This is a genomic window from Psychroflexus montanilacus, from assembly GCF_020164535.1.
GTDB lineage: Bacteria > Bacteroidota > Bacteroidia > Flavobacteriales > Flavobacteriaceae > Psychroflexus > Psychroflexus montanilacus.
In genome coordinates, this window is record NZ_JAIQZC010000002.1 from 409,418 (window position 1) to 430,867 (window position 21,450).

Here is a 21,450-nt window from a genome sequence, read left to right on the forward strand (position 1 = left end):
TTAGTTCCTCTTTTAGACCTGAACCTAATCTATTGAGATGCCTAGGATTGGCTAGCTAAAAGGTTGAGTGTTTTGTCAGTTCGAGCCTGCCTGCGCCTGCCTGTCGTGCCTCTGGCAGGCAGGTTTACTTGGAAGGCCCGCCTGAATAATTAGACAGGACCGTCTCGTCTATCAAGCTTAATTCGGTCATTGAGTGTTCCGCTTTTTCAGCGGAATGTATCGAAATGACGTTTCTGGTAGCTTCGACCTGCCTGCCGGCAGACAGGTACAATCCCAACGAAAATGTTGGAATTACTCAGCCACCAGTTAAAAAAATAATTTAATTTGAATAAAAATATAGTGACCTTAGCATCCTGTTTATGTTCGAGCGGAGTCGAGAACTTTTGCACAATGTTCATTAAGTACATCTCGATGCTGAAACAAAATTGAAGACTATAAATCGCTGCGACTGCCCTAACCCTAAAGGGAACGCAGCTTACTTTTTAGACTTTTTTATCCTAAAGACTTTTTGCTCCCGCCTAAGGCGGGCTGGGGCAAACAAAAAGACTTTGATCATCTTCTCTTTCCCATTAAACGATTATTCGAATACACGACTACTCTAAATTCCTCCTATTCCAAACACTCAAAGTCAACAACATGCTCACCGGATGCGAATAATACACGGGATCTCTGGTTTGAAAGTTATGATAAAGCTCTTTAACCACTGAGGTATCTATAAAGCCTTTAAAGTCCTCATCAAATAAATACGACTCCAGCTGTTTCTCATTTTTCTTTCCTAAAAACTGCAATTCCCAGTTGCGCTGGATGAATTTCCTACCTGCTTTTTCTTGAAGGACGCGTTTAAGTTTGTCGGTGATGCGATAAGGCAAGTTATAAGGGGCTTTATTCTTGTGGAAATTCATCAAATTAAACGGCTTTTGATCCTGCCAGGTGATGTTGGCGACTTCTGGGTTGTTGCGCTTGATGTATTCAATTTGTAGTTGGCGATCAGCTAGATGTTCTTCTGGGATTTCACAAATCAGCTGACACATACGGTTATCGTAATAAGGCAACGTAATGGGATGTGCCGCTTCAAATACGCTTAGGTTAATGCTGGTCCAGCGTGGCGCCCAATACATCGATTTAAAGGCTCTGACTTTAGCGGAGGTGTTTTGGATGTCGATGCGATTCAATAAGCTTTGGGTGGTGTCTTTTAAGTAGGCGTCAAAGTCACCTTCCAATTCCCAGGACTTCCACAACTGCTGAGCTAGTTCTATCCCGCCTTTTTTGATCACTTTTTTGTGGATGTAACTCACCAGATCTTTATCCTGAATGCCTTCATCGCCTCCCTTATCAAACAGTACATCGCCCCAATGCCCAAGTGAAAAGATACCTTGCATGTGTTTGAAGTCCTCCAGAACTGCCATTTGCCGGGGATGGGTAAATTCTGAATAGCACTGATTGATCTCAGCCAATTCATCGATCTTGTCCCAAAGATAACTGGACGGAATTTCAAACGCCTGGAAGTCGAACTTACAAGCTTTAGCAATTTGCTGACTGATCTGATGCTCTTTATACCCGCCTTGAAAAGAGTACGAATAAGACGTCACTTGCTTTCCTAAGTTATGAAGCGCCACCGCCTGACTCCGACTATCCAGACCTCCCGATAAGGGTGAAATCGCCTGCTGATTCCCAATTTGCTCGTTAATAATTTGCTCAAACAACTCCTTATACTGTTGAAGAGAAGCATCAAAACTTTGGTCTTTCGGCTCATAAGACCAGTTAAACCAGGGCTTCGAACTCAGCAAGTAGCCATCTTCATCAATGTCATTAATCGTACCTGGTCTTAATACTTTTTTATGCTTCCAATAGGTTGAATCGTCCCAAAAAAATCCCGTAGCCGCAAATAAACAAATAGCTTTGTAGTCCAGTTCTTCTGGCTCGCCTTTTATCTTGACAAAGGTTTGGTGGATGGGGATGATTTTGGTCTTAATACTTCGCATATTTATGTATTCGTTTATTGGTATATTGGTGTAATAGTATATTCGTAGAATTGTACAGCGGGATTCGACTTCACCACTACTCCATTATACGACTATTCGACTAACCGCTTTATCACTTTCGCTGGATTCCCCGCCACCACAACATCATCAGGTACATCTTTAACGACGACACTCCCAGCGCCGATGACCACATTATTGCCGATACTAATGTTTCCGATGATACAGACGTTGGCTCCTACGGTAACATTATCGCCAATAGTAGGTAAAAGGCTATTATCATTATTTTTGTTGCCGATGGTTAAACCATTTCTAAACTCAAAATTTTGACCGATGGATTTGGCATTGATGACCGTAGCAAAGGGATGAAAGCAGCTTAATCCCCCTTCAATTTTCGTGCTTTTAAAAATCTTGCATTGATAGTTTGGATAGTTAAAAAGTCGCTTGAGTCTAGTGTTCAAAAGTCCGGTGCGCCATTGAAAAATAAATACAAACTCAGGATAGTATTTCATCAAGTGCTTAAAACGATGGAAATCTGAGGTTTTAATTGAGTTACAGCCTCGCAACTGGTAATAGTAACGAATATCTTCTAAGGCTTCATTTGAGTTTATCATTTTAAAAAGCTTCGGAATTATGAAATATTGAAAAACATGATTAATTTTTTTCATAACATCGATATTAGTTTTAATTGAAGTTTTGTAACTAAAAACTTATTTACATTTTGAAAGTTATTTAAAAAATTAAAAACACTTAAAAAACATCGATGCCTCAAAGATATATTGGTATCCTTATACAGCAATTTAAATTCTTGATATGCCTTAAAAAATGAGTTTTTTTCTAAATTTCTGATCTTTATAAAAGATCTCAGAGTTGCTTTGAGAAAATTAAGTTTGACCTTGCCTTCTGTGTTTTTAAATCCATAAAGTCGAACTTCTAAATGACTTTTTTTTCTTTCTAATTCTGATTTAAGACTCCAAATCCCTTTCCTGTGCTTTCTATAATTAGCAGTTACAATATTTAAGTATTTTGCTTTGCCATATTTCATTTGCTCAATTAAATAAGCAGCATCTATAGCAGTAATACTTGTGTAGTCAGATAAAACGTAGTCATGATTTCTGTAAACTCTTGTAAGAGTGGGCGCTACAAACATTAAATCAAAAATTGATAAGACAGTATCTTTAGCATGAGGTAAAAACTTAGGATTTCTTAGCTCATTTTTTTGATTTACAGTTCCGCAATTTGTGTAACAGATTACAAAATCCTCATTACTCTCCAAAAAATCCACTTGCTTTTGTAGTTTAAGCTTATCAGTCCAGTAATCGTCGCCGTCACAAAGAGCGATGTATTTACCTTTTGCTGAATATAAGTTATATAGAAAATTAAATCGACCTGTAGGCTTTCCTCCTATGCTAATGTTGTTTTCACGATGGTGAAGAAATAGCCTGATTTTATCTGGATATTTCTCAGCATATTCTACACAAATCTCACGTGTCCCATCTGTAGAAGCATCGTCCCCTACAAGAAGTTCAAAATCGAAATCTACTTTTTGATTCAAAATACCATCCAAGCATTGCTTAATGTAGTTGACGTGGTTATAAGTTACCACACAAACGCTCACCACGGGCTTGCTTTTAACCTCTGTTGGGAAGTGTTCCACAGCCTTATGCTCGTATTTATCTTTAAATTCCTTAAATAACATTATTAAAACTATTTTTTAATGGACTGTCTTTCAAATCTTTTTCTATATAATCCTGTATTTCCTGTGAAATTTCTTTTTGGTAAAGTTCTTTTGAATTACGACTCGACTTAAACACGGAGTTCGGATGCTTTTTCACCTTATTCCTGCTTTCTGTAATGAAGTCCAAAACCTGGTCTTCAATTTCCAATCCTATGAAATCATAAATTTTTTTTACTTCAAAAGTTGTGTTGAGATTTAGCTCATCATACTGAACCAAAACAACGTTAGTAGGGTATTGCTCACTTAATCTTAAAAATAATTCTGAGGCTTCTTTCCACTTGAGGTATCCAAAATATTCTTCTTTTCGGCCTAAGTTTTTTAAGTCGGCTTCCAGCCATTGGTTGTTAAAATCCCATTCCAGCTTAAACTCTCTCGGCGCTTTTCGCCAAGAATTCAAAACCTCCAATGGGTGTCGGAGTATAAATATGAATTTTATTTCAGGAACTTTTTTAATCAGATGCTCAATCAGAAAGTGATATCGCACTTGCTTAAACACAAGGTGAGTTGGTTGTTGGTCCTTTTTAAAACTAGGGTATTCTCCTAAAAGATCTTTATCCCTTAAGTTGATAAAGTCATCGTCGCTACTAGAAATTTCCTCAAAAAACTTTAATATCCGTTCTCTGGAAGACGTTTCGTTTAAATAATCCTTAAAAGCATAAGAGAACAAGGGTTGGAATTTAAAATTTACTTTGGATGAGGCATTGATAAGTTGACCCAGCCAGGAAGTTCCAGATCTAGGTACTCCATGTATACCAATTATTGTTGACTCTCTCATTTTATCTTAGAGCTTTTGAAGTATTCTCAAACCCATTAAACATCAAAACATCTATAATCGATAGATAGTTTACAAATCCATCGGAAAACTGCTTATAAGTGAATGAAGGTATTTCCAAAGTTTCTTTTTCACATCCACCATTCGGGATCCAGTCTTTATAGAGTTTTTTACTTCCAGGAGGCATCACAATTGATCCTGCCTTCTGATTTTCTATTAGGGTGTCCAGTTTGTCTTCCTTACCTAAGGCTTCAAAATTTTCAAAATTTAGTTCACTAGATCGGATGAAGGTCGTTTCTAGATTAAGAGCTTTAGATAATTCTTCTAAGGTAAAACAATTTAAGTTGGAGATATACTCAAACTCTGGTTTTAAGAGATCTTCGATAAAACTATATGTCTCTTCAAAAAAAGGTGCTTTTTTATAACTAAAATAAAGTTGATTGAGCAACTTAGCTTTAGCCTTGGTGAAGTTTTTAAGCTTAACTTGGTTAATCGGCTTAAATTGATCCGACTTTTCAATCTGAAAATTAAAATAATTAGGTTCGCCGTTGATCAATATTTTATTTCTGTGCACAAAACCACGATTGATATATTGTACATTATCGTAGAAGATAAAACGATCTACACATGATATGAGCTTAAAATAGCCTAAATAAGGAAATATATAGGGCTGCATGACCGCCATAGAGGTATTCTTATTAGCCATGGTTTATAAGGATTACGATGGTTTTCAAATCGTTTTCTTTTAATGTGGTGTATAAAGGGAGACAAAGGACTCGACTTGCTATATCTTTGGCAATGGGACAATGACTGGAATTTATGTAAGGCAGCTCTTCCAAGCTCGGATAAAAATAACGCCTTGGATTGATGTTTTCTTCCTCTAATCTTGTTTTTACGTTTAAAAGTTCTTTTTCTGTTTTAAAAATCACAGGATAATAAGAGTAATTCCAGTCAGTGTGTTCTCTTAATTTTAATTTACTCAATTGACTAAAATCAAGATGCGCTTCGTAATACTCACAGACACGTTTGCGCTCAGTCATGATCTGTTCCATATAAGGCAACACACTTAAGCCCATTGCCGCCTGTAGCTCACTCATCTTGGCATTCAATCCAAGACCGTGGTATTTCTCAGGACCGTCGTGTCCAAAATTATGCCGGTACCACATCTCCTGTTTGGTGGGCTCATCCTGGCAAAATAGGGCTCCACCTTCACCGGTATGAAATAACTTAGTCGCATGAAAACTACAGGTGCTGACATCTCCATAATTAAAAATAGACTGTCCTTTGTAGCTGACACCAAAACAATGGGCGGCATCATAAATCACTTTTAAGTGATACTTTTTAGCAATGGCTTCAATATCTTCTACTGCGCAAGGATTACCGTAAACATGTGTGGCTAAAATGGCTGTGGTTTTATCGGTAATCGCCGCCTCAATTTTTGTTTCATCGATGGTTAAGTAGTCTGGATGAATGTCTACAAAGACAGGCGTACACTTTTCCCATACTATAGTGGCCGTAGTCGCCACATAAGAAAAGGGCGTGGTAATCACTTCGCCTCCGTTTGCAAAAGCATTTAAGGCGATTTGAATCGGCAAGGTGCCATTCGTCATGGGTATGATGTGGTTGACACCTAGATATTCCTGGAGTTTTTCAGACAACTCTTTATACAACTCCCCATTATTAGTCAGCCACTGATTGTCCCAAATGCGCTGGACTTGCTTTTGATAGTCTTCAATTGGTGGAAAAAAGGTTTTAGTGACGTTAATCATAACCTTTTGTATAACCTCATCATATCTTTTATCATCTTATCTTCGTTGTGTTGTTTTTCTACTTTTAGTCGTGCAGCCAATTTAAGGCTTTTTATGTCGCTTCCCTGTAATTCAGTAAAATTAAGTATTTGCTGAGCTATCGCTTCTTCATCTCGAGCTGGAACTATCCATCCTATTTTACCGTGATTAATCAACTCTTGCATCCCACCACAATCAGTCGATATTACCGGAGTTCCTAAAGCCATAGCCTCGACGGCAACGTTGGCGATGCCTTCTTCCAGACTTGGTAGTAAAAATAAGTCTGAAGCTTTCATCATTTCAAACACTTTGGTTTGGGGCAATTTAGATGTTAATTCGACCTTATCCTGCAGACCTAAGTCATCGATTAAAAATAATAATTCTTCATTTCCCTCACCACCCACGATGGTATATTTAAATTTAATACCTTGTTGATGCAAAAGTGAACAGGCTTTGATAGCATAGTCGTAACCTTTTTTCCAATGCGGTCGACCTACTGAAATTAATTGCAAGGTTTCATTCTTTACTACTTCGGGTTGGAACTCAAATTTATTTAAATCCAAGCCCGTGTACACCACCTGATCAATTTTATTCGGATCAGAGTAGATTTCATCTCCAATTTTAGAAATGGCCTTAGATACCGAATGAAAACCTTCAAATTTGGGAAGCCATTTTTGTAAATATTCGAAATTCTTTGGATTCACAAACGGGCGAACATTAGTTTGATAGCCCCGCTGAGAAAGTATAAATTTGAATTTCTTTTCTGCTACTTGCTCCTCAAACAACTTAATGTTAGACACCCATTGCAGATGTACTATATCTGGCTTAATATGTTCTAAAGCCACACTTAAGTTTTGTCGTTTAAGTTCAGACTTTTTACCACTCAACAAAAGCATAATAGTTTTAATTAAAGAACCAGATTTCAGTCCCCATTTTAAACTTGTCAACGCGAATCTTATTTGACTTTGACCACTGCCTAAATCTATATAATTAATCTCTTTTATCCTATGATTCAATTCTTCGTTAAATCCCAACACATAAACCTCGATTTTATGCTTAACCAAGCCTTGAATCAGGCGATTGATAAAAGCGGTGGTTTTGAATGTGCCGTCGAAAATTACTAGTTTCATTTTTTCGTGTATTCGAGTAATGGTGTATTCGTTTAGTTGTATGGAGTTATAGACCACTTTACAATTATACGACTATACGACTACACTCTATAGTAATCTTTATACCACTCTACAAATCTATCGATTCCAGTCTGAATATCGGTGGATGGCGAATAGCCAAAATCCCGTTGTAAAGCAGACACATCTGCCCAGGTTTGATGGACATCCCCTGGCTGCATGGGGAGCATTTCTTTTTTAGCAGTTTTTCCAAAGCTCTTTTCCAAAGCTTCTATAAAATCAAGCAGCTTTACTGGTTTTGATTTACCAATATTATAAATCCCATAGTTTTTGTGATCTGGTAAATCGGTTTCAATAGTAGCAATAACTCCTTTTATAATATCATCGATGTAAGTAAAGTCTCTGGATAAGTTGCCTTGATTAAACACTTTGATGGGTTTATCATTAGAAATAGCCTCTGCAAATAAATACATCGCCATATCGGGTCTGCCCCAAGGCCCATAAACCGTGAAAAACCGCAAACCTACAGTTTGGATCCCGAATAAATGCGCATAGGTATGTGCCAGCAATTCATTGGATTTTTTGGTAGCTGCGTAAACGCTTACAGGATGATCTACATTTTGATCTATTGTAAAAGGTACCTTACCTGTATTCCCATACACGCTGGAACTGCTGGCATACACCAGCTTTGAGACTTTATACTCTCTCATGCATTGCAGCAGATTAAGAAAACCAGTTATGTTGGTATCCACATACACTTCTGGGTTTTCTATACTGTAGCGCACACCGGCCTGAGCCGCCAGATTACAAACCACTCCAACCTCATGCTTCCTAAATAGCCCAGGTAAATTAGCTCGATCTTCTAACTTGAGTTGGTAAAAGCTCAATTGTTCATACTTACTGGATCCGACCTCCCGATTATAAAATTCAGAGTCTTGTTTAGCTATTCCAAGTAAGCCTAGACGTGCATATTTTAAATCAACATCGTAATATGTATTTAGGTTATCAATGCCTATAACCTGATAACCTCTTTTTAAAAGCTCTTGAGCCAAATGAAAACCTATAAAACCTGCTATTCCAGTTATAAATATTGTTTTATCCATGACTAGCTGAACTTATTAATTCTTTAAATATAGATTCATAAGTGCCTATATTTATCGAAGAAGAATAATTTTGATTAACGAAATCAATTGAGTTTTTAGAAATCAAATCTAACTGGTTTTGATTATTATAAACATATAAAATTTTACCTGCCCATTTAGCAGGTTCATTATCGACTAAAAAACCATTACACCCTTCTTTAATATAGTCATTCAATGGGGGAACATTAGATACTAGCACCGGCAAACCAGCCCCCATGCTTTCAATAATTATTTTACTTAATCCTTCATAGTTGCACGCATGAACAAGTAAATCATACTCAACTAAGTCTGACCAAATACTACTTTGAAAAGGTCTAAAACAAACTTGTTTTTCAAGACTAAATTTTTGTACTTTATTTCTTAGTAATTTTTTATTGGGCCCTTCTCCAATTAATGTCAATTCAATGTTCATTTCCTTTAACAATTTCATGGCATCTATAAGAATGTCCTGTCGTTTTTGATACTTAGAAAACCTAGAAGCCATAACAATTTTAAATGGCTCATTGTCACTCTTAAATCTAATTTTTTTTTGTGGCAATGTTGATAAATCGATTCCAATATCCTTTACAAAATAAGGTTCAAAGTTTACTTTTAAATTAAACTGCATCGATTTCTCTAAAACTAATTCCCTTAGACCCTCTGAAATAAAATTATATAAATCAATAGATTTAAAATAATGCTCATAAACAGAAATTAGTTCTGGGTTGCTTTCAAAATCTTCAAATAACTTTAAACCAGCCATTCTTACAACTAATTTAAAATTAAAATCAGGTTTAAAATTTACATAAAAGCTTACTATACCGATATTATTGTAGGTATGGACTATATCGATTTTACTTAATTTAGATTTTATAAACTTGTTTTTAAAAAAACGAGAGATTTGTTTGAACTTATAGGAATTGAGTAAACCAATTTTAAACTTTGTAAATATGTAAACTTCCACTTCATTCTCTGATTTTTTTCTAAAACCCGACCACGTCTTTGTAAATGACCGTGAAAAAAAAGTAACCTTATGACCTCTCTTAGCAAACTCTTCTGCTATAAGTTTTAAAGAAGTTTCTGCTCCTCCAACACGTTCACCTGTGTAGGGAGAATGAAAGGTATCTATTAAAATATTCAATTTTCAACTTTTAGTTTATTATAAAAAAACTGGTACTTCCCTGTTAATCTTGATGACAAAACGGCGAAGAAAAAATTTCTAGATTGTAACCCATAAAATTTAATGATTTCATTAAAAAAAAGCTTGGGCTTTTCTATGTTACTTTGTTCTAAATAAGATCTAATACATTTCAGTAAAAGTTTTTGACCAAAGGCTTTATTATATCCTGACAATGGATATATTTCTTTAAAAGTAATCCAACTGTTTTCAAAGGTGGTTCTGAGATATTCATCTTTATTTTGACGTCTTTTTACACCTATTGAGTCTTCTGCATAACGTCTTAAGGTGAGGTGTTTTCTAATAATTTTTAACTTATTTGTTTTAAGCAAGACTTTTGAAATATAATTAAACTCCTGCCCACTCTTAAGTTGTTCATTAAAATTAATATTTGAGACTAAATTCCTAGATACAAAAAAATCTGGTGTATACCAACTGATATAAGTTGATGTAAAGGATTCAAAACTGACTTCATCTTCCTTGAAATCGTACTTATAGTCATTTATATTTCCTGGAGCATTAAAATATTTTGTTTGACTCACTACAAAATCCACATCATTCTCAAGCATGGCTTTTACTTTCACCTCTAACTTCTCAGCCACCATCAAATCATCCGAATCAAACCAATTCACATACTCCCCCTGGCTCATTTTAAACCCATAATTTCGTGCACCATTCCCCCCAGGCAGGTGTTCGTCGGGTCGATGAAAATATTTAAATCGTGAGTCTTTACTAACATAGTCACTAACTACCTCATCCGTATTGTCTGAAGAGCCATCATCTACGATAATACATTCCCAGTTAAGGTAAGTCTGAGCCAATACAGAGTCCAGCGTCTCTCCAATGAGGTGGGCGCGATTGTAAGTCGGGATAATCACAGAGACTAAAGGCTGGTTATTCATGGCATTCGATTGGTACTGCAAGTTTACGAAATTTTCAGTTGACGGTTGACAGTTTTCGGTTATCTGTTTTCAGTTGTCGGTTGTCGGTTTGTACGTTGTAGAGTCCTAAATAGAGTTGACCTTTTTTAGAGTTGTTTATTTGATTCAAAGTTATTAATTTTTTGCATTGTAGAGTGGTGTAATAATTTTCGGTTATCAGCTTTCTGTTATCTGTTGTCTGTTTTTCGGTGAATAGTGAGTCGGGAATTAGGTTTTAGGTGGTAGGGATTAGGGATTAGGAAATAAAATTTGATATATGAAATAGGTCAGGGTGACAACGCTGTCAGGTCGAGTGTCCTGGCATGATTTATAGGGATGTATCGAGACCTCATTCGAGGTTTCAGCATTAAACTACTTCTCGATAGCTCTGCTGAGCGAAGTCGAAGTGCAAATTCTTTCCTTCGCAGTCAAGAAAAAAACTCGAAGTGCCATTGAGTCAAATATAAATTTGAATGCAGTTAGACTGAAAAACAATGAAACGATAAGGCTTTAAAGATTCATCGTCGAAGCAAAAAAGCTTCTCTGTCTGAATGACATTTTTCTCGATAGCTCTGCTGAGTGAAGCCGATAAGCAATTTTATTCCGTTTCTCTTCAAAAAATGAATCGACTTAGACGCCTTCACCTATAAATAGTTGTATAAAATGCACAATTATTTGTAGTTTAAAATCTTAAAAAAGCGTTAATCAAAAAAATAATTGAAATTTTAGTGATAATAAAACCCTTTTTTCATAGGCGCTTGGAGCAAATGTGGAAAACTCTGTGGATAACTTTCAAAGTTTTACAACGAAACTTAATATAATTCGGTTTTATCTTTACCACTGAAAATCAGAGTAATGAAGCTCTGATGTAAAACAATTTTTTTATGATTACAGTAAAAAGTTTACAGCGAGTAAATCCACGGGATGTGGAAGCTCCAAAAAAGTTCTACGTTCAAGCAGTGAGCGCAGGAAAAACCGATTTAGACCGTTTGGCCTATCTCATCTCCAACCAGTCCACCGTGCGTAAAGCCGACTGCTATGCAGTGCTTGAAGCTTTACTCCACAACATGATGGATGAGTTGAGTCAGGGTCGAATCATCGAACTCGGCAACATTGGTAATTTCCAGATTGGCGTAAGCTCCGATGCGGTAGAGACCGAGGAGGAAGTGACTTCCAGCCTGGTAAGGAAAGCTAAAATTTCCTTTAGACCTGCAAAAGCCCTGAGGGACTTACTGCAAACGGTAGATTACAAAAAGGTGAGCTAATGATAGGCAGCCTTACTTTTGTCTAGTTGACAAAAGTGTAACCCCCAACACCTTCTACTGTTGGGGGTTTTTTATGTCCGAACGTGAGATTGGACTTGACGAAAATATTTTTTGACTTGAAGAACTAAGGAAACCGAGAAGTGGAATGGCTTCTACCTTCAAGTTAAAATGAAAAATCAACTTGATAAAATTTTAAAACAGATGACCTTATAAAAGTTGGCAGAGGTGAAAACTCAATTTTAGGTCATAAAAAAACTCAAAACCAATGAGCTAATGATAGGCAGCGCTTGCTTTTGAGTTGTTTTAAAAGTGTAACCCATACTTCTACTTATCGATTACGAGCCAAATATAATTACTAAATCCTAATTGACGCATGCCCAACGCGTTAAAATTTTTACAGATGTTTTAAATTGAAGGAGTTACAGAATAAATTAAATAAAAGTGATTTTATTTTATATCCTTCTTAAGAATAGCTTTCTCAAGTAAATCCTCTAAGACTTTAATATGCCTCTCTAAAGAGTAGTTTTTTATATGATCTTCTCTTGCATTTTCACCTAATCGTTTAGCAAATTCTACGTCATCAAAAATACGAATGAGGTTTTTTGCCATTTTATCGACATCATGTTCTTCACATAACAAACCTGTTTTTTCATGTTCAATGACATCTGGTATCCCAGCATGATAAGTAGACACAACAGGTAAACCTGATAAAGCTGACTCTAGAACAGCTAAAGGAGTTCCCTCCTGATCACCGCTTTCGGAAGTGATAGAATGTTGTACAAAACAATAGCTTTCCTGCATAAGTTCAGCTATTTCTTCTGGAGAGACTACTCCTAACAACTTAACATTATTCTCTAAATCGAAATACTTGATCAAATTCAAACATGTATTAGACAAAACACCTTGGCCTGCCATCAATAATTGTGCATCTGGATGTTTTTTTACTAATTCCTTAAAAGCAATTATAGTGTAATATGGAGCCTTCTTGTCTACAAATCGACCTATGGCAACAGCCTGTTTCTTTGAAAATAGAGGTTGGCGTTCTTTAAAGATTGGGTTAGCTCCATAAACGTTATAAATTAATTTATCATTTGGGCATCCCATTTTTTTTAGTTGTTCCCGCATTGATTTTGATACAGCTATCACATAAGAAGCTGATTTAAATAATTCTTTATAATTATTATTTTTTTCAATTATATTTCTTACTGAAGCATCATATCCGTGAAAATGAACGATAAAAGGAATATTTGCTTTTTTAAAAACTCGTAAAAATTTATTAGCATGATTTCCATACTCTACTAGAGCAATGTCTATTTTAAAATTTTGGAGTTGCTTAAGTACTTCACCTTCTAATGAGGCATTAAAACTCTTTCCAAAGACTTTAGAAATTGCTCTAATGAATTTAAGTCTCTTGGGCTTAATTAATTTCCCCTGATTTTCAGCATACATATTTTGAAAGCTACTTCCAAAGACAAAATAAAGTTGATCTGCTTTTATGAAGTTTTTATGAGCCTGGATAAAGGTTTCTGAGTAAGGGTTCTGACTTGGTGAGAAAATGGCTAAATTCATGATTATTTAGATATTTTCTTTTTAATCTTTTTAGCTAATCTCTGAAACCTACTTTTCGATTTCTTCCCTTTTTTTACTTCTAGAAGTATACCCAAATTATCTTTCAATCTTTTTAATCTTATAGTTTGTTGTTCTATTTGGAAATCAATGTCATCCTTGATGAGATTTTGTGAATTATACTCAACTTCTTTTTGAATTACTGAATAGAAATAATCATAGTTCCTCCAAATATTCTTGTATTCAAAATATACTACTTGTCCTTCAATATCTTTAGCTAATTCCTGAAGGGTATCATAGTATATGTCTTCATCGACTGGCTGAAGTCCTTCAGGATTATTCTTCTTCAAATAATCTTGGTGATACACAGTTGGACATGCTATAATAATCCTGCCATCCCGTTTTAATAAATTTAAAAGTGATTGATGGAAACCTTTTCGGGCATCTACTGGAATATGCTCATAAACGTCAAGCATAATGATAACATCATACTTCTTTTTGGGAACTTCTTTTGTTATGTCAAATACCTTATAATTTAAATTTTGATTTTGAAAGAGCTTTCTGGCTTTCTCAATCAAAACTGGACTTAAATCAATACCTTCAAAAGTTGAGTTGTCAAAAAACCGAGAAAATTCATACGTACTCCAACCAAGTCCACAGCCAATATCTAAAACATCAACTTTACTTCTGATTGGTATGTACTTCGACAAACTCTCTATCGCTGATATTAAGCGTTTGTTTCCAAAGGCATAGTCATTAATTAATTTATTATCAAATTGGTTATAAAACTCTAAGGATTCTTTCATTATCTGTAGTTGAAAATATTCATATTTTCTTTTGAAATTCTAGTAACAACTTCTATTTCATCTGGTGTTAAATCATTAAGATATCTATCTTTTCCTTTTATGTTTTTAGACCAGCTTTTATTGCTTTGCTTGTCAAGCTCATTAATGATTTTTGATGATGTAAATTTAACACCACAAAACTTTGATATATTATCTAAAACATTGAGCTTATTTTCTAAAAAATCTTCATATTTTACAAATAAAACATCACCATACAAATCATTGTATCTCATAGCAGAATTTAAATACGAATTCCATCTGAGAGAAACATTTTCACATTGACTTTTTCCTTTTAAATTCAAGAAATTGATATTAATATATAAACCATTCAAATCTTCATTTAATCTTTCTTTAATAGCCGCATAATTATCTCTAGGGTCTCTGACTAAATAAATGACTTTAAATTGATTAATTTGAATTTTTCGCAAATGAGTTAATATTGTAGCAAATCCTGGAACTTTTACAATTGGATGTTTCCAAAGTTTTAATATAAAACTTAATGGCATTCCTTTTAAACCTATAGTTTTTACTAGGGGGTAAATATACCAAGACTCTTTAGGATCATTTAGCAATTTAAGACCTGTAGATTTAGATAATAATTTTGCAATAACTGTTGTTCCTGAACGTTCACAGCCAACGATTAAAATTTTCATATTCAATTTATTTCACATCGTAGTATACTACAATTATAGGATCTATTTTGTCTGCCGATACCGTATAAGTCTCCTGGCAGTACATTTATCTCTAATGCTTTATCGATATTATCTAATTGATCTGGTTTATTAGTAGAACCCTCGCTTAAAACTACTCTTAGATAATAATTTCCACCTCTGAGATCAAAACTTGGAATATCAATATTTATATGACCTCTTTTCAAATAAGTATTCATGTCTACATCAATTTCATCTGTTACAATCATAGATTTTAAAACCTCATTGGAATCAAAAATAGCCAAGCCAATAATAAATTTAGATTTAACCTCTTCATAAACTTTTACATTCAGTTGAACCCTTAAAAATTCTCCTGAAATAACAGATTCAATTCGACTACCATTTTTGTTAATAAGAGATGCGTTTATTAATTTAACCTTCCCATTACCAGTTCTGTCTGTTCTTTCTTTAATAGGCAAATTATCATTTTTTAAATCTTTAGATAAATAATAATCCACACTCTCCTCCGCAGTGCCTTCAAATGTTGAAGTCCCATTCTCCAATACAATCCCTCGCGTACACAAGGATTTCACCGCCGCCATATTATGACTGACAAACAAAACCGTTCTGCCATCATTGCCCGAGATGTCTTTCATCTTGCCAATGGCTTTCTTTTGGAATTCGGCATCGCCTACGGCCAGCACCTCATCGACTACCAGGATATCCGGCTCCAAATGCGCCGCTACCGCGAAAGCCAAACGCACCCGCATCCCCGAGGAGTAACGTTTCACCGGCGTGTCGATGTACATGGCACAGCCCGAAAAGTCAATGATTTCTTCTTCTTTGACTTTAATCTCAGCTTTGGTCATCCCTAAAATCGCCCCATTAAGATAAATGTTTTCACGCCCTGTCAGTTCCGGGTGAAAGCCAGTACCTACCTCCAGTAAAGACGCGATACGGCCTTTGGTTTTGATGCTCCCCGTTGTGGGAGAGGTCACTCGCGATAAGATTTTTAATAAGGTAGATTTCCCAGCACCATTCTTCCCAATAATCCCCAGCACGTCCCCATCGTGAACGTCAAAGTTAATATCCCGCAACGCCCAGACGTAATCGGTCTCCGCCTTCTTGCTGCGATCGTTTTCCGCCCCTATCTTCAGATACGGGTCGTCCTTCCCTCTCACACTCGCCCACCAGCGGTTCAGGTCGTGACTCAAGGTCCCCGTGCCTACCACCCCGAGGCGGTATTGTTTGGAGATGTTTTGGGCGGTTAGAATTATTTTACTCATCGGTTGTCGGTTGTCGGTTGTCAGTGTTCGGTTGTCAGTTTTCGGTTGTCGGTTGTCGGTTTTCAGTTATCGGTTAACTGTTCAACGGATAACTGACAACTGATTACTTCTTCGTTTTCCAGTTCTCCTCAACATAGTTTGTAAATTTATAAATTTTAGCGCCTAACTCATCATATTTTTTAATCATTGGTTCAACCTCCAGATCAGGATAAATTTGATTGATCATTTCCAGCTGCGATTTACACTCCAATAACGAGGCATGAGCGTAAATCAAAAATTTTATAAAATCACTTTTATAAGCTTTCCTACCATATCCTTCAATAATATTATCCTTTATGCTTTTGGATGAACGCCTCACCTGACTGCCCTGCTCATACAATTCGTGCTTGGGTAGCTTCATCGTTAAGCTATGGACTTCGATAGCATATTCAAAGGCTAAATTATATATATCTAAGTCTTTATAGGATTTCATTTTTTTGTCGGTTATCGGTTGTCTGTTTTCGGTTTTCGGTTTTAGGTTGTCTGTTGTCTGTTTTCGGTTGCCTGTTGTCTGATGTCTGTTTTCGGTTGTCTGTTTTCGGTTATCTATTTTCGGTTATCTGTTATTTTTTTCAACCGTGAACCGTCAACTGATAACTGTCAACTGCAGCTTCGCTGCTAAACCGTATCAATAAAACTCTTCTCCGTCCTGTTAAAAATCGCCAGTCCGATGAAAAAGACGACTATCGAAAAGCCCAAAGCATAGAAAAAGCCCCACCAGGTAAATAGACCTGTATCGAGGGTCATGTAGCGGAAGCCTTCTATGATCTGAGCCAAAGGATTGTATTTAAACACCCAAAAGTATTCTGGCTTTTTTTCCAGGATCTCTGTCATTGGGAAAGGCACCGCCGAAATATACATCAGCAATTGTACGCCAAATCCAATAAGGACGGTGAAGTCTCGGTATTTGGTGGTCATGGCCGATAAAATCATGCCTAAGCCTAAACCTGTCGCTCCCATGATAAACACGTAAACTGGGAATAGAAACAAATTGGTATTGGGACTAATAGGTTTCCCTGAGGCCACAAAATAGATATAAAAGCCAGTAAATATACTCAGCTGTATCGCCAGCTTTAAGAGGTTAGAAATCGTGACTGACATGGGCATGATGACCCTGGGAAAGTACACCTTACCAAAAATCCCCGCGTTTTTGGTAAACGTGCCCGAAGTTCCTGTGAGGCATTCTTTAAAATAAGTCCAGGCGGTAATACCGGCTAGGTTAAACAAAAAGCTTGGCACAGTCCCCGTCTGTATATTGGCCACATTGTTAAAGACCAGCGTAAAAATCACAGAGGTAAACAGCGGCTGAATCAAAAACCAGAGTGGGCCTAAGACCGTTTGCTTATACACCGTGACGATATCGCGTTTCACAAACAAAATCAGCAAATCACGGTACCTCCATATCTCCTTAAAATTGAAGTCAAACAGTGGCTTTTCAGCTTTAATCTCGTATAACCAATCGGAATCTTGAGAGGAAGTTTTGGTATGATCCATAAAAGGTGAAGTTAACTATAGTTCAACGTCTTAAAGTCTTCAAAATTATGTTGGAAGCTTGCTGAGTTGAGATCGGTTTTAAATTCTTAATTCTGCGCCAAATTTACATTTTTTGTTGGATTTATAGTGAATCGTAACTAGTGAAAATGATTAGTAATTAGTAGCCAGTAACAACAAGTAGTCAGTAGTCAGTAGTCAGTAGTCAGTAGTCAGTAGTCAGTAGTCAGTAGTCAGTAGTCAGTAAAATTAAAAATTTTGAATTATTAATTATTAATGCAGTTAGATGGAAATTTCTCATCACAAATTATTTATCACTATTCACTCAATTAAGATCCATATAAAGATTCACTTCTACATTTTGTATTCAGTATTAAGTATTCGATATTAAACTGGTGGACTGGCAGTATTTAGGTGTTTGGTTTTAGGGATTAGGAAATAAAAAATTTGAAATAATTTGTGAATGTAAACTAGTGGCTTGAAAATAATCGTAATCATAAAAAACGGCCTACTTTTTATGGATGTAAAAAACCGAAGAATGAGGTTCATAGCCTGTGCCGATGCTTATCGGTAAACACTTAATACAATAAAAACGGGGGTGAGTTAAAAAAGTGATGAAGCATAAGTTAGATCAAAAGAAATGAAATTATACAGCTTTAAAGATTCATCGTCGAAGCAAAAAGCTTCTCTGTCTGAATGACATTTTTCTCGATAGTTCTGCTGAGCGAAGTCGAAGTGCAATTCTTTCCTTCACAGTCAAGAAAAAAACTCGAAGTGAGATTGAGTAAAATTAAAAAATTTGAATTCAGTTAGAAAGAAATAGCTGATTACTCGTCACTATTCACTCAAGTTAAACCATAGCAAGATTGACTTCGGTATTTTATATTCAGTATTGAGTATTCGGTATTAAGAGGGCGGACTGGAGGTATAAGCAGTAGGTTTTACATGCTAAGTTTGATAGCATACAAAGGACGTTGCTTATGTGATTTCAAGACATGACAATTGCTGATAATCATCGTTATGTAAAAATCTTTCTATGCTAGTCTTCTTGGAAATTAACAATTCAGCAATTTCAATAGTAGTTAAGTTTCCCGTTCTTAGCCAGATAATTTTCGGCGGATGTCCATTAATTAAGCTAATATCATAGAAGTCAGCATCAAAAGTAACGATAGCGTAAGTGTTTTTTTAGCATAATCCCATATAGTAATGTCATCAGAATCTTGCAAATCACAATCGGAAACATGCCTACAATCAGAGAAGTGTTCACTCAGTTTCTTTGTAATCCTGAAGGAGATATTTTGATTAAAAAGGAGTTTCAGTGTCATGAAGCATGCTCTAATTTGTGCTCCCTATCGGCAGCATAAGCTAGACAAGCCTTAATATCTTCATTACTCAATTCTGGAAAATCAAAAACAATCTCTTCGAAAGACATACCCGCAGCTAACCATCCTAATACATCAAAAACAGTAATTCTCGTATTACGGACACAAGGTTTTCCAAATCTTTTGTTTGGGTTTCGCTTTATTATTTCTTTATAATCTAACATGCTTTTATGTTTCTCCTAAAATACTCAAATTTTCATAACTAGCCTATTTCTTAAGGTGTGCTAATATGAAATCAGACATAAGTTTGCGAGCAAAATTAATAATTATAAATGCAATTTTCCATCACTAGTTACTAATCAGTAGTTACTCAAGTTGTACCATATCAAGATTGACTTCGGTATTTTATATTCAGTATTGAGTATTCGGTATTCAACTGTTGGACTGAAGGTATAGGCAGGAGGTTGTAGGTTGTAGAAAATAGGAAATGAAAAATAAAGAATTTGAAATTTGAAATAAGTCATGAGTTGGTGGCTGAGTGATTCGACGCCAGGAGAATCGTATCGAAGCTACCATCAGTTTTCTGTTGTCGGTTTTTTGGTGATAAGTGATTAGTGAATCGTGAGTTGTTGGACTGTAAGAATTAGGAAATAGAAAATTTGAAATAAGTCAGGGTGACAACGCTGTCAGGTCGAGTGGATTTTGCTTTAGAAAAAAGTAAAATTTGTATCGAGACCTCATTTAAGGTTTCAGCATTAAAGTACTTCTCGATAGCTCTGCTGAGCGAAGTCGAAGTGCAATTTCTTTCCTTCGCAGTCAAGAAAAAAACTCGAAGTGCCATTAAGTAAAATTAAAAATTTTGAATGCAAGCAAACGTAAATTCCTCATCACTCTTTACTAGTCACTGGTTACATAACTATTAGGAAACTAGACAATAGAAAATGAAAAATTTGAAATTTGAAATAAGTCAGAGTGACAAAGCTGTCAGGTCGAGTGTCCGCCTCTGGCGGATGGACCTGCCTGCGTTCATTTAGAGGCAGGTCGAAGCTACCATCAGTTATGAGTTGACTAGAATTTATAGCCAATTCCAGCTGTCAACACTCTATTTTTTACAGATGCATTTACTCCTGATTGTTCTGGAAAAATAACCTCTTCCTCGTTTAATATATTTATAAGACCATAACTATAATTAGCCTCTATAAAAAACCCATCACCAACAGCATATTCCAAGCCTATTGAAAGGCCTGCGTCAATTGTATTAAATTCATTGGAGATATCAGAATTTTCACTTACAAACTCACCAGAATTAGGATCTCTAAATTCAAGTTCACCCTGAACATCTACAATTGCACCAACATATCCTCCTACATTTACAAACAAGCCTTCGATGATCGAGTATTTAAAAAGAAGAGGAACGTTTAATTGAGATATCTTAAAGACAAAATCTTCCTCACCAGTATCAAACTTGAATCCGTTTCCGTGATAAACCATTCCGGTATGAAATCTGTTATCATTAGAATTTGAGATGAATTCCACGAAACCTCCTAAGTAAAGAGACGTTCGAATATCAGTATCAAACTGCCCATTTAGAAAAGCTGAAGAAATTTCGAATTTAGAATTACCAAAGTTTAGCCCAGCTTTTACTCCATATTGGACCTCCTGAGAGGATACAGATAGAAATGCTAGTAGTGAAAGAATTGAAAGTATAGTTTTCATTTAATTGGATTTTTTCAGCAAAAATAAACCTTAAATGATATTAAAAAAATATAATACTAAATGTAAACATTTCCACTTCATAAAATTACCCACCTGCGTTTCCCGCCTGAGGCTTTCAGCTGTCCACCTTATGCGGATGTATGTGTCATTCCGACTAAGGTAGGAATCTCTTTTGTCTTAATATTCAAATAAGGATTTTAAAAATTGGGTGGTAGGGATTAGGAGTTAGATGTTAGGAAATGAAAAATATAAAATTTGAAATAAGTCAGTAGCCGGTTATCTGTTGTCCGTTGTCAGTGAATTGTGATTAGTGAAAAGTGAACCGTAAGTTGGTGAGTCGGTGAGTGAAATTTAAAATAAATTGTCAGCTGGTTGCTGAGTGTCCGCATCTGGCGGACGTATCGAAGCTACCATCGATTGTCTGTTGTCAGTCTTCGGTCATCGGTAGTCAGTAGTCAGTAGTCAGTAGTCAGTAGTCAGTAGTCAGTAGTCAGTAGTCAGTAGTCAGTAGTCAGTAGTCAGTAAAATTAAAAATTATGAATTATAAATGCAATTTCTCATCACTAGTTACTCGTCACTCCTCACTCAAGAAAAATCCATAGCAAGATTGACTTCGATATTTTGTATTCAGTATTGAGTATTCGGCATT

At 35.8% G+C, this 21,450-nt stretch carries 19 protein-coding genes and 1 pseudogene; 1 reads left to right on the forward strand and 19 read right to left on the reverse strand.

Translation table 11 applies throughout. The features are described 5' to 3' along the window. Window positions 1–593: 593 nt before the first annotated feature. From LB454_RS08715 to LB454_RS08760, 10 genes are all read right to left on the reverse strand, one after another. Entirely contained in the window at window positions 594–1,982 is a 1,389-nt protein-coding gene (locus LB454_RS08715; protein WP_224464277.1) for an asparagine synthase-related protein, read from the reverse strand. Between the two features lie 92 nt (window positions 1,983–2,074). Beyond that, the gene (locus tag LB454_RS08720; protein ID WP_224464278.1) at window positions 2,075–2,647 is read right to left on the reverse strand and encodes an LbetaH domain-containing protein; all 573 of its coding nucleotides are present in this window, start codon (window positions 2,645–2,647) and stop codon (window positions 2,075–2,077) included. Further along, entirely contained in the window at window positions 2,644–3,678 is a 1,035-nt protein-coding gene (locus LB454_RS08725; protein ID WP_224464279.1) for a glycosyltransferase family 2 protein, read from the reverse strand. Before LB454_RS08725 ends, LB454_RS08720 begins: the two co-directional genes overlap by 4 nt. After that, entirely contained in the window at window positions 3,668–4,492 is an 825-nt protein-coding gene (locus tag LB454_RS08730; RefSeq protein WP_224464280.1) for a sulfotransferase family protein, read from the reverse strand. Before LB454_RS08730 ends, LB454_RS08725 begins: the two co-directional genes overlap by 11 nt. Before the next feature lies 1 nt (window position 4,493). After that, complete coding sequence (locus LB454_RS08735; protein WP_224464281.1) at window positions 4,494–5,195, reverse strand: WbqC family protein; 702 nt, start codon at window positions 5,193–5,195, stop codon at window positions 4,494–4,496. Continuing rightward, window positions 5,188–6,258 carry a DegT/DnrJ/EryC1/StrS family aminotransferase gene (locus tag LB454_RS08740; protein ID WP_224464282.1) on the reverse strand — a complete coding sequence of 357 codons (1,071 nt, stop codon included), beginning with the start codon at window positions 6,256–6,258 and terminating at the stop codon, window positions 5,188–5,190. Before LB454_RS08740 ends, LB454_RS08735 begins: the two co-directional genes overlap by 8 nt. Next, on the reverse strand, window positions 6,255–7,406 hold the full coding sequence (locus tag LB454_RS08745; protein ID WP_224464283.1) for a glycosyltransferase family 4 protein: 1,152 nt from the start codon (window positions 7,404–7,406) through the stop codon (window positions 6,255–6,257). The genes LB454_RS08740 and LB454_RS08745 overlap by 4 nt, the downstream gene beginning before the upstream one ends. Before the next feature lie 80 nt (window positions 7,407–7,486). Then, window positions 7,487–8,506 carry an NAD-dependent epimerase/dehydratase family protein gene (locus LB454_RS08750; RefSeq protein ID WP_224464284.1) on the reverse strand — a complete coding sequence of 340 codons (1,020 nt, stop codon included), beginning with the start codon at window positions 8,504–8,506 and terminating at the stop codon, window positions 7,487–7,489. Next, entirely contained in the window at window positions 8,499–9,665 is a 1,167-nt protein-coding gene (locus tag LB454_RS08755; RefSeq protein ID WP_224464285.1) for a glycosyltransferase, read from the reverse strand. The genes LB454_RS08750 and LB454_RS08755 overlap by 8 nt, the downstream gene beginning before the upstream one ends. Then, entirely contained in the window at window positions 9,662–10,624 is a 963-nt protein-coding gene (locus LB454_RS08760; protein ID WP_224464286.1) for a glycosyltransferase family 2 protein, read from the reverse strand. Before LB454_RS08760 ends, LB454_RS08755 begins: the two co-directional genes overlap by 4 nt. An 881-nt stretch (window positions 10,625–11,505) precedes the next feature. Between LB454_RS08760 and LB454_RS08765 the strand changes: the two genes are divergently transcribed. Further along, window positions 11,506–11,886, forward strand: a complete 381-nt coding sequence (locus LB454_RS08765) for an HU family DNA-binding protein (RefSeq protein WP_224464287.1) — start codon at window positions 11,506–11,508, stop codon at window positions 11,884–11,886. A 447-nt stretch (window positions 11,887–12,333) separates the two neighbouring features. Here LB454_RS08765 and LB454_RS08770 read toward each other — a convergent pair whose 3' ends face one another. From LB454_RS08770 to LB454_RS08810, 9 genes and pseudogenes are all read right to left on the reverse strand, one after another. Next, the gene (locus LB454_RS08770; RefSeq protein ID WP_224464288.1) at window positions 12,334–13,455 is read right to left on the reverse strand and encodes a glycosyltransferase family 4 protein; all 1,122 of its coding nucleotides are present in this window, start codon (window positions 13,453–13,455) and stop codon (window positions 12,334–12,336) included. 2 nt (window positions 13,456–13,457) lie between these two features. Next, a complete protein-coding gene (locus tag LB454_RS08775) occupies window positions 13,458–14,258 on the reverse strand; it encodes a class I SAM-dependent methyltransferase (RefSeq protein WP_224464289.1) in 801 nt (266 codons plus the stop codon). After that, window positions 14,258–14,950 carry a sulfotransferase family protein gene (locus tag LB454_RS08780; protein ID WP_224464290.1) on the reverse strand — a complete coding sequence of 231 codons (693 nt, stop codon included), beginning with the start codon at window positions 14,948–14,950 and terminating at the stop codon, window positions 14,258–14,260. Before LB454_RS08780 ends, LB454_RS08775 begins: the two co-directional genes overlap by 1 nt. Window positions 14,951–14,952: 2 nt before the next feature. After that, window positions 14,953–16,233 (reverse strand): ABC transporter ATP-binding protein, encoded by a 1,281-nt coding sequence (locus LB454_RS08785; protein WP_224464291.1) that lies wholly within the window; start codon window positions 16,231–16,233, stop codon window positions 14,953–14,955. Window positions 16,234–16,336: 103 nt separating this feature from the next. Further along, entirely contained in the window at window positions 16,337–16,705 is a 369-nt protein-coding gene (locus LB454_RS08790; RefSeq protein ID WP_224464292.1) for a four helix bundle protein, read from the reverse strand. Between the two features lie 185 nt (window positions 16,706–16,890). Beyond that, the gene (locus LB454_RS08795; RefSeq protein WP_224464293.1) at window positions 16,891–17,766 is read right to left on the reverse strand and encodes an ABC transporter permease; all 876 of its coding nucleotides are present in this window, start codon (window positions 17,764–17,766) and stop codon (window positions 16,891–16,893) included. A 975-nt stretch (window positions 17,767–18,741) separates the two neighbouring features. Next, window positions 18,742–19,088 (reverse strand): annotated as a pseudogene (locus LB454_RS14210) (DUF5615 family PIN-like protein). Then, complete coding sequence (locus LB454_RS08805) at window positions 19,085–19,309, reverse strand: DUF433 domain-containing protein (protein WP_224464294.1); 225 nt, start codon at window positions 19,307–19,309, stop codon at window positions 19,085–19,087. The pseudogene LB454_RS14210 and the gene LB454_RS08805 overlap by 4 nt, the downstream one beginning before the upstream one ends. A gap of 844 nt (window positions 19,310–20,153) precedes the next feature. Beyond that, entirely contained in the window at window positions 20,154–20,801 is a 648-nt protein-coding gene (locus tag LB454_RS08810) for a porin family protein (RefSeq protein ID WP_224464295.1), read from the reverse strand. Between the last annotated feature and the right edge of the window lie 649 nt (window positions 20,802–21,450).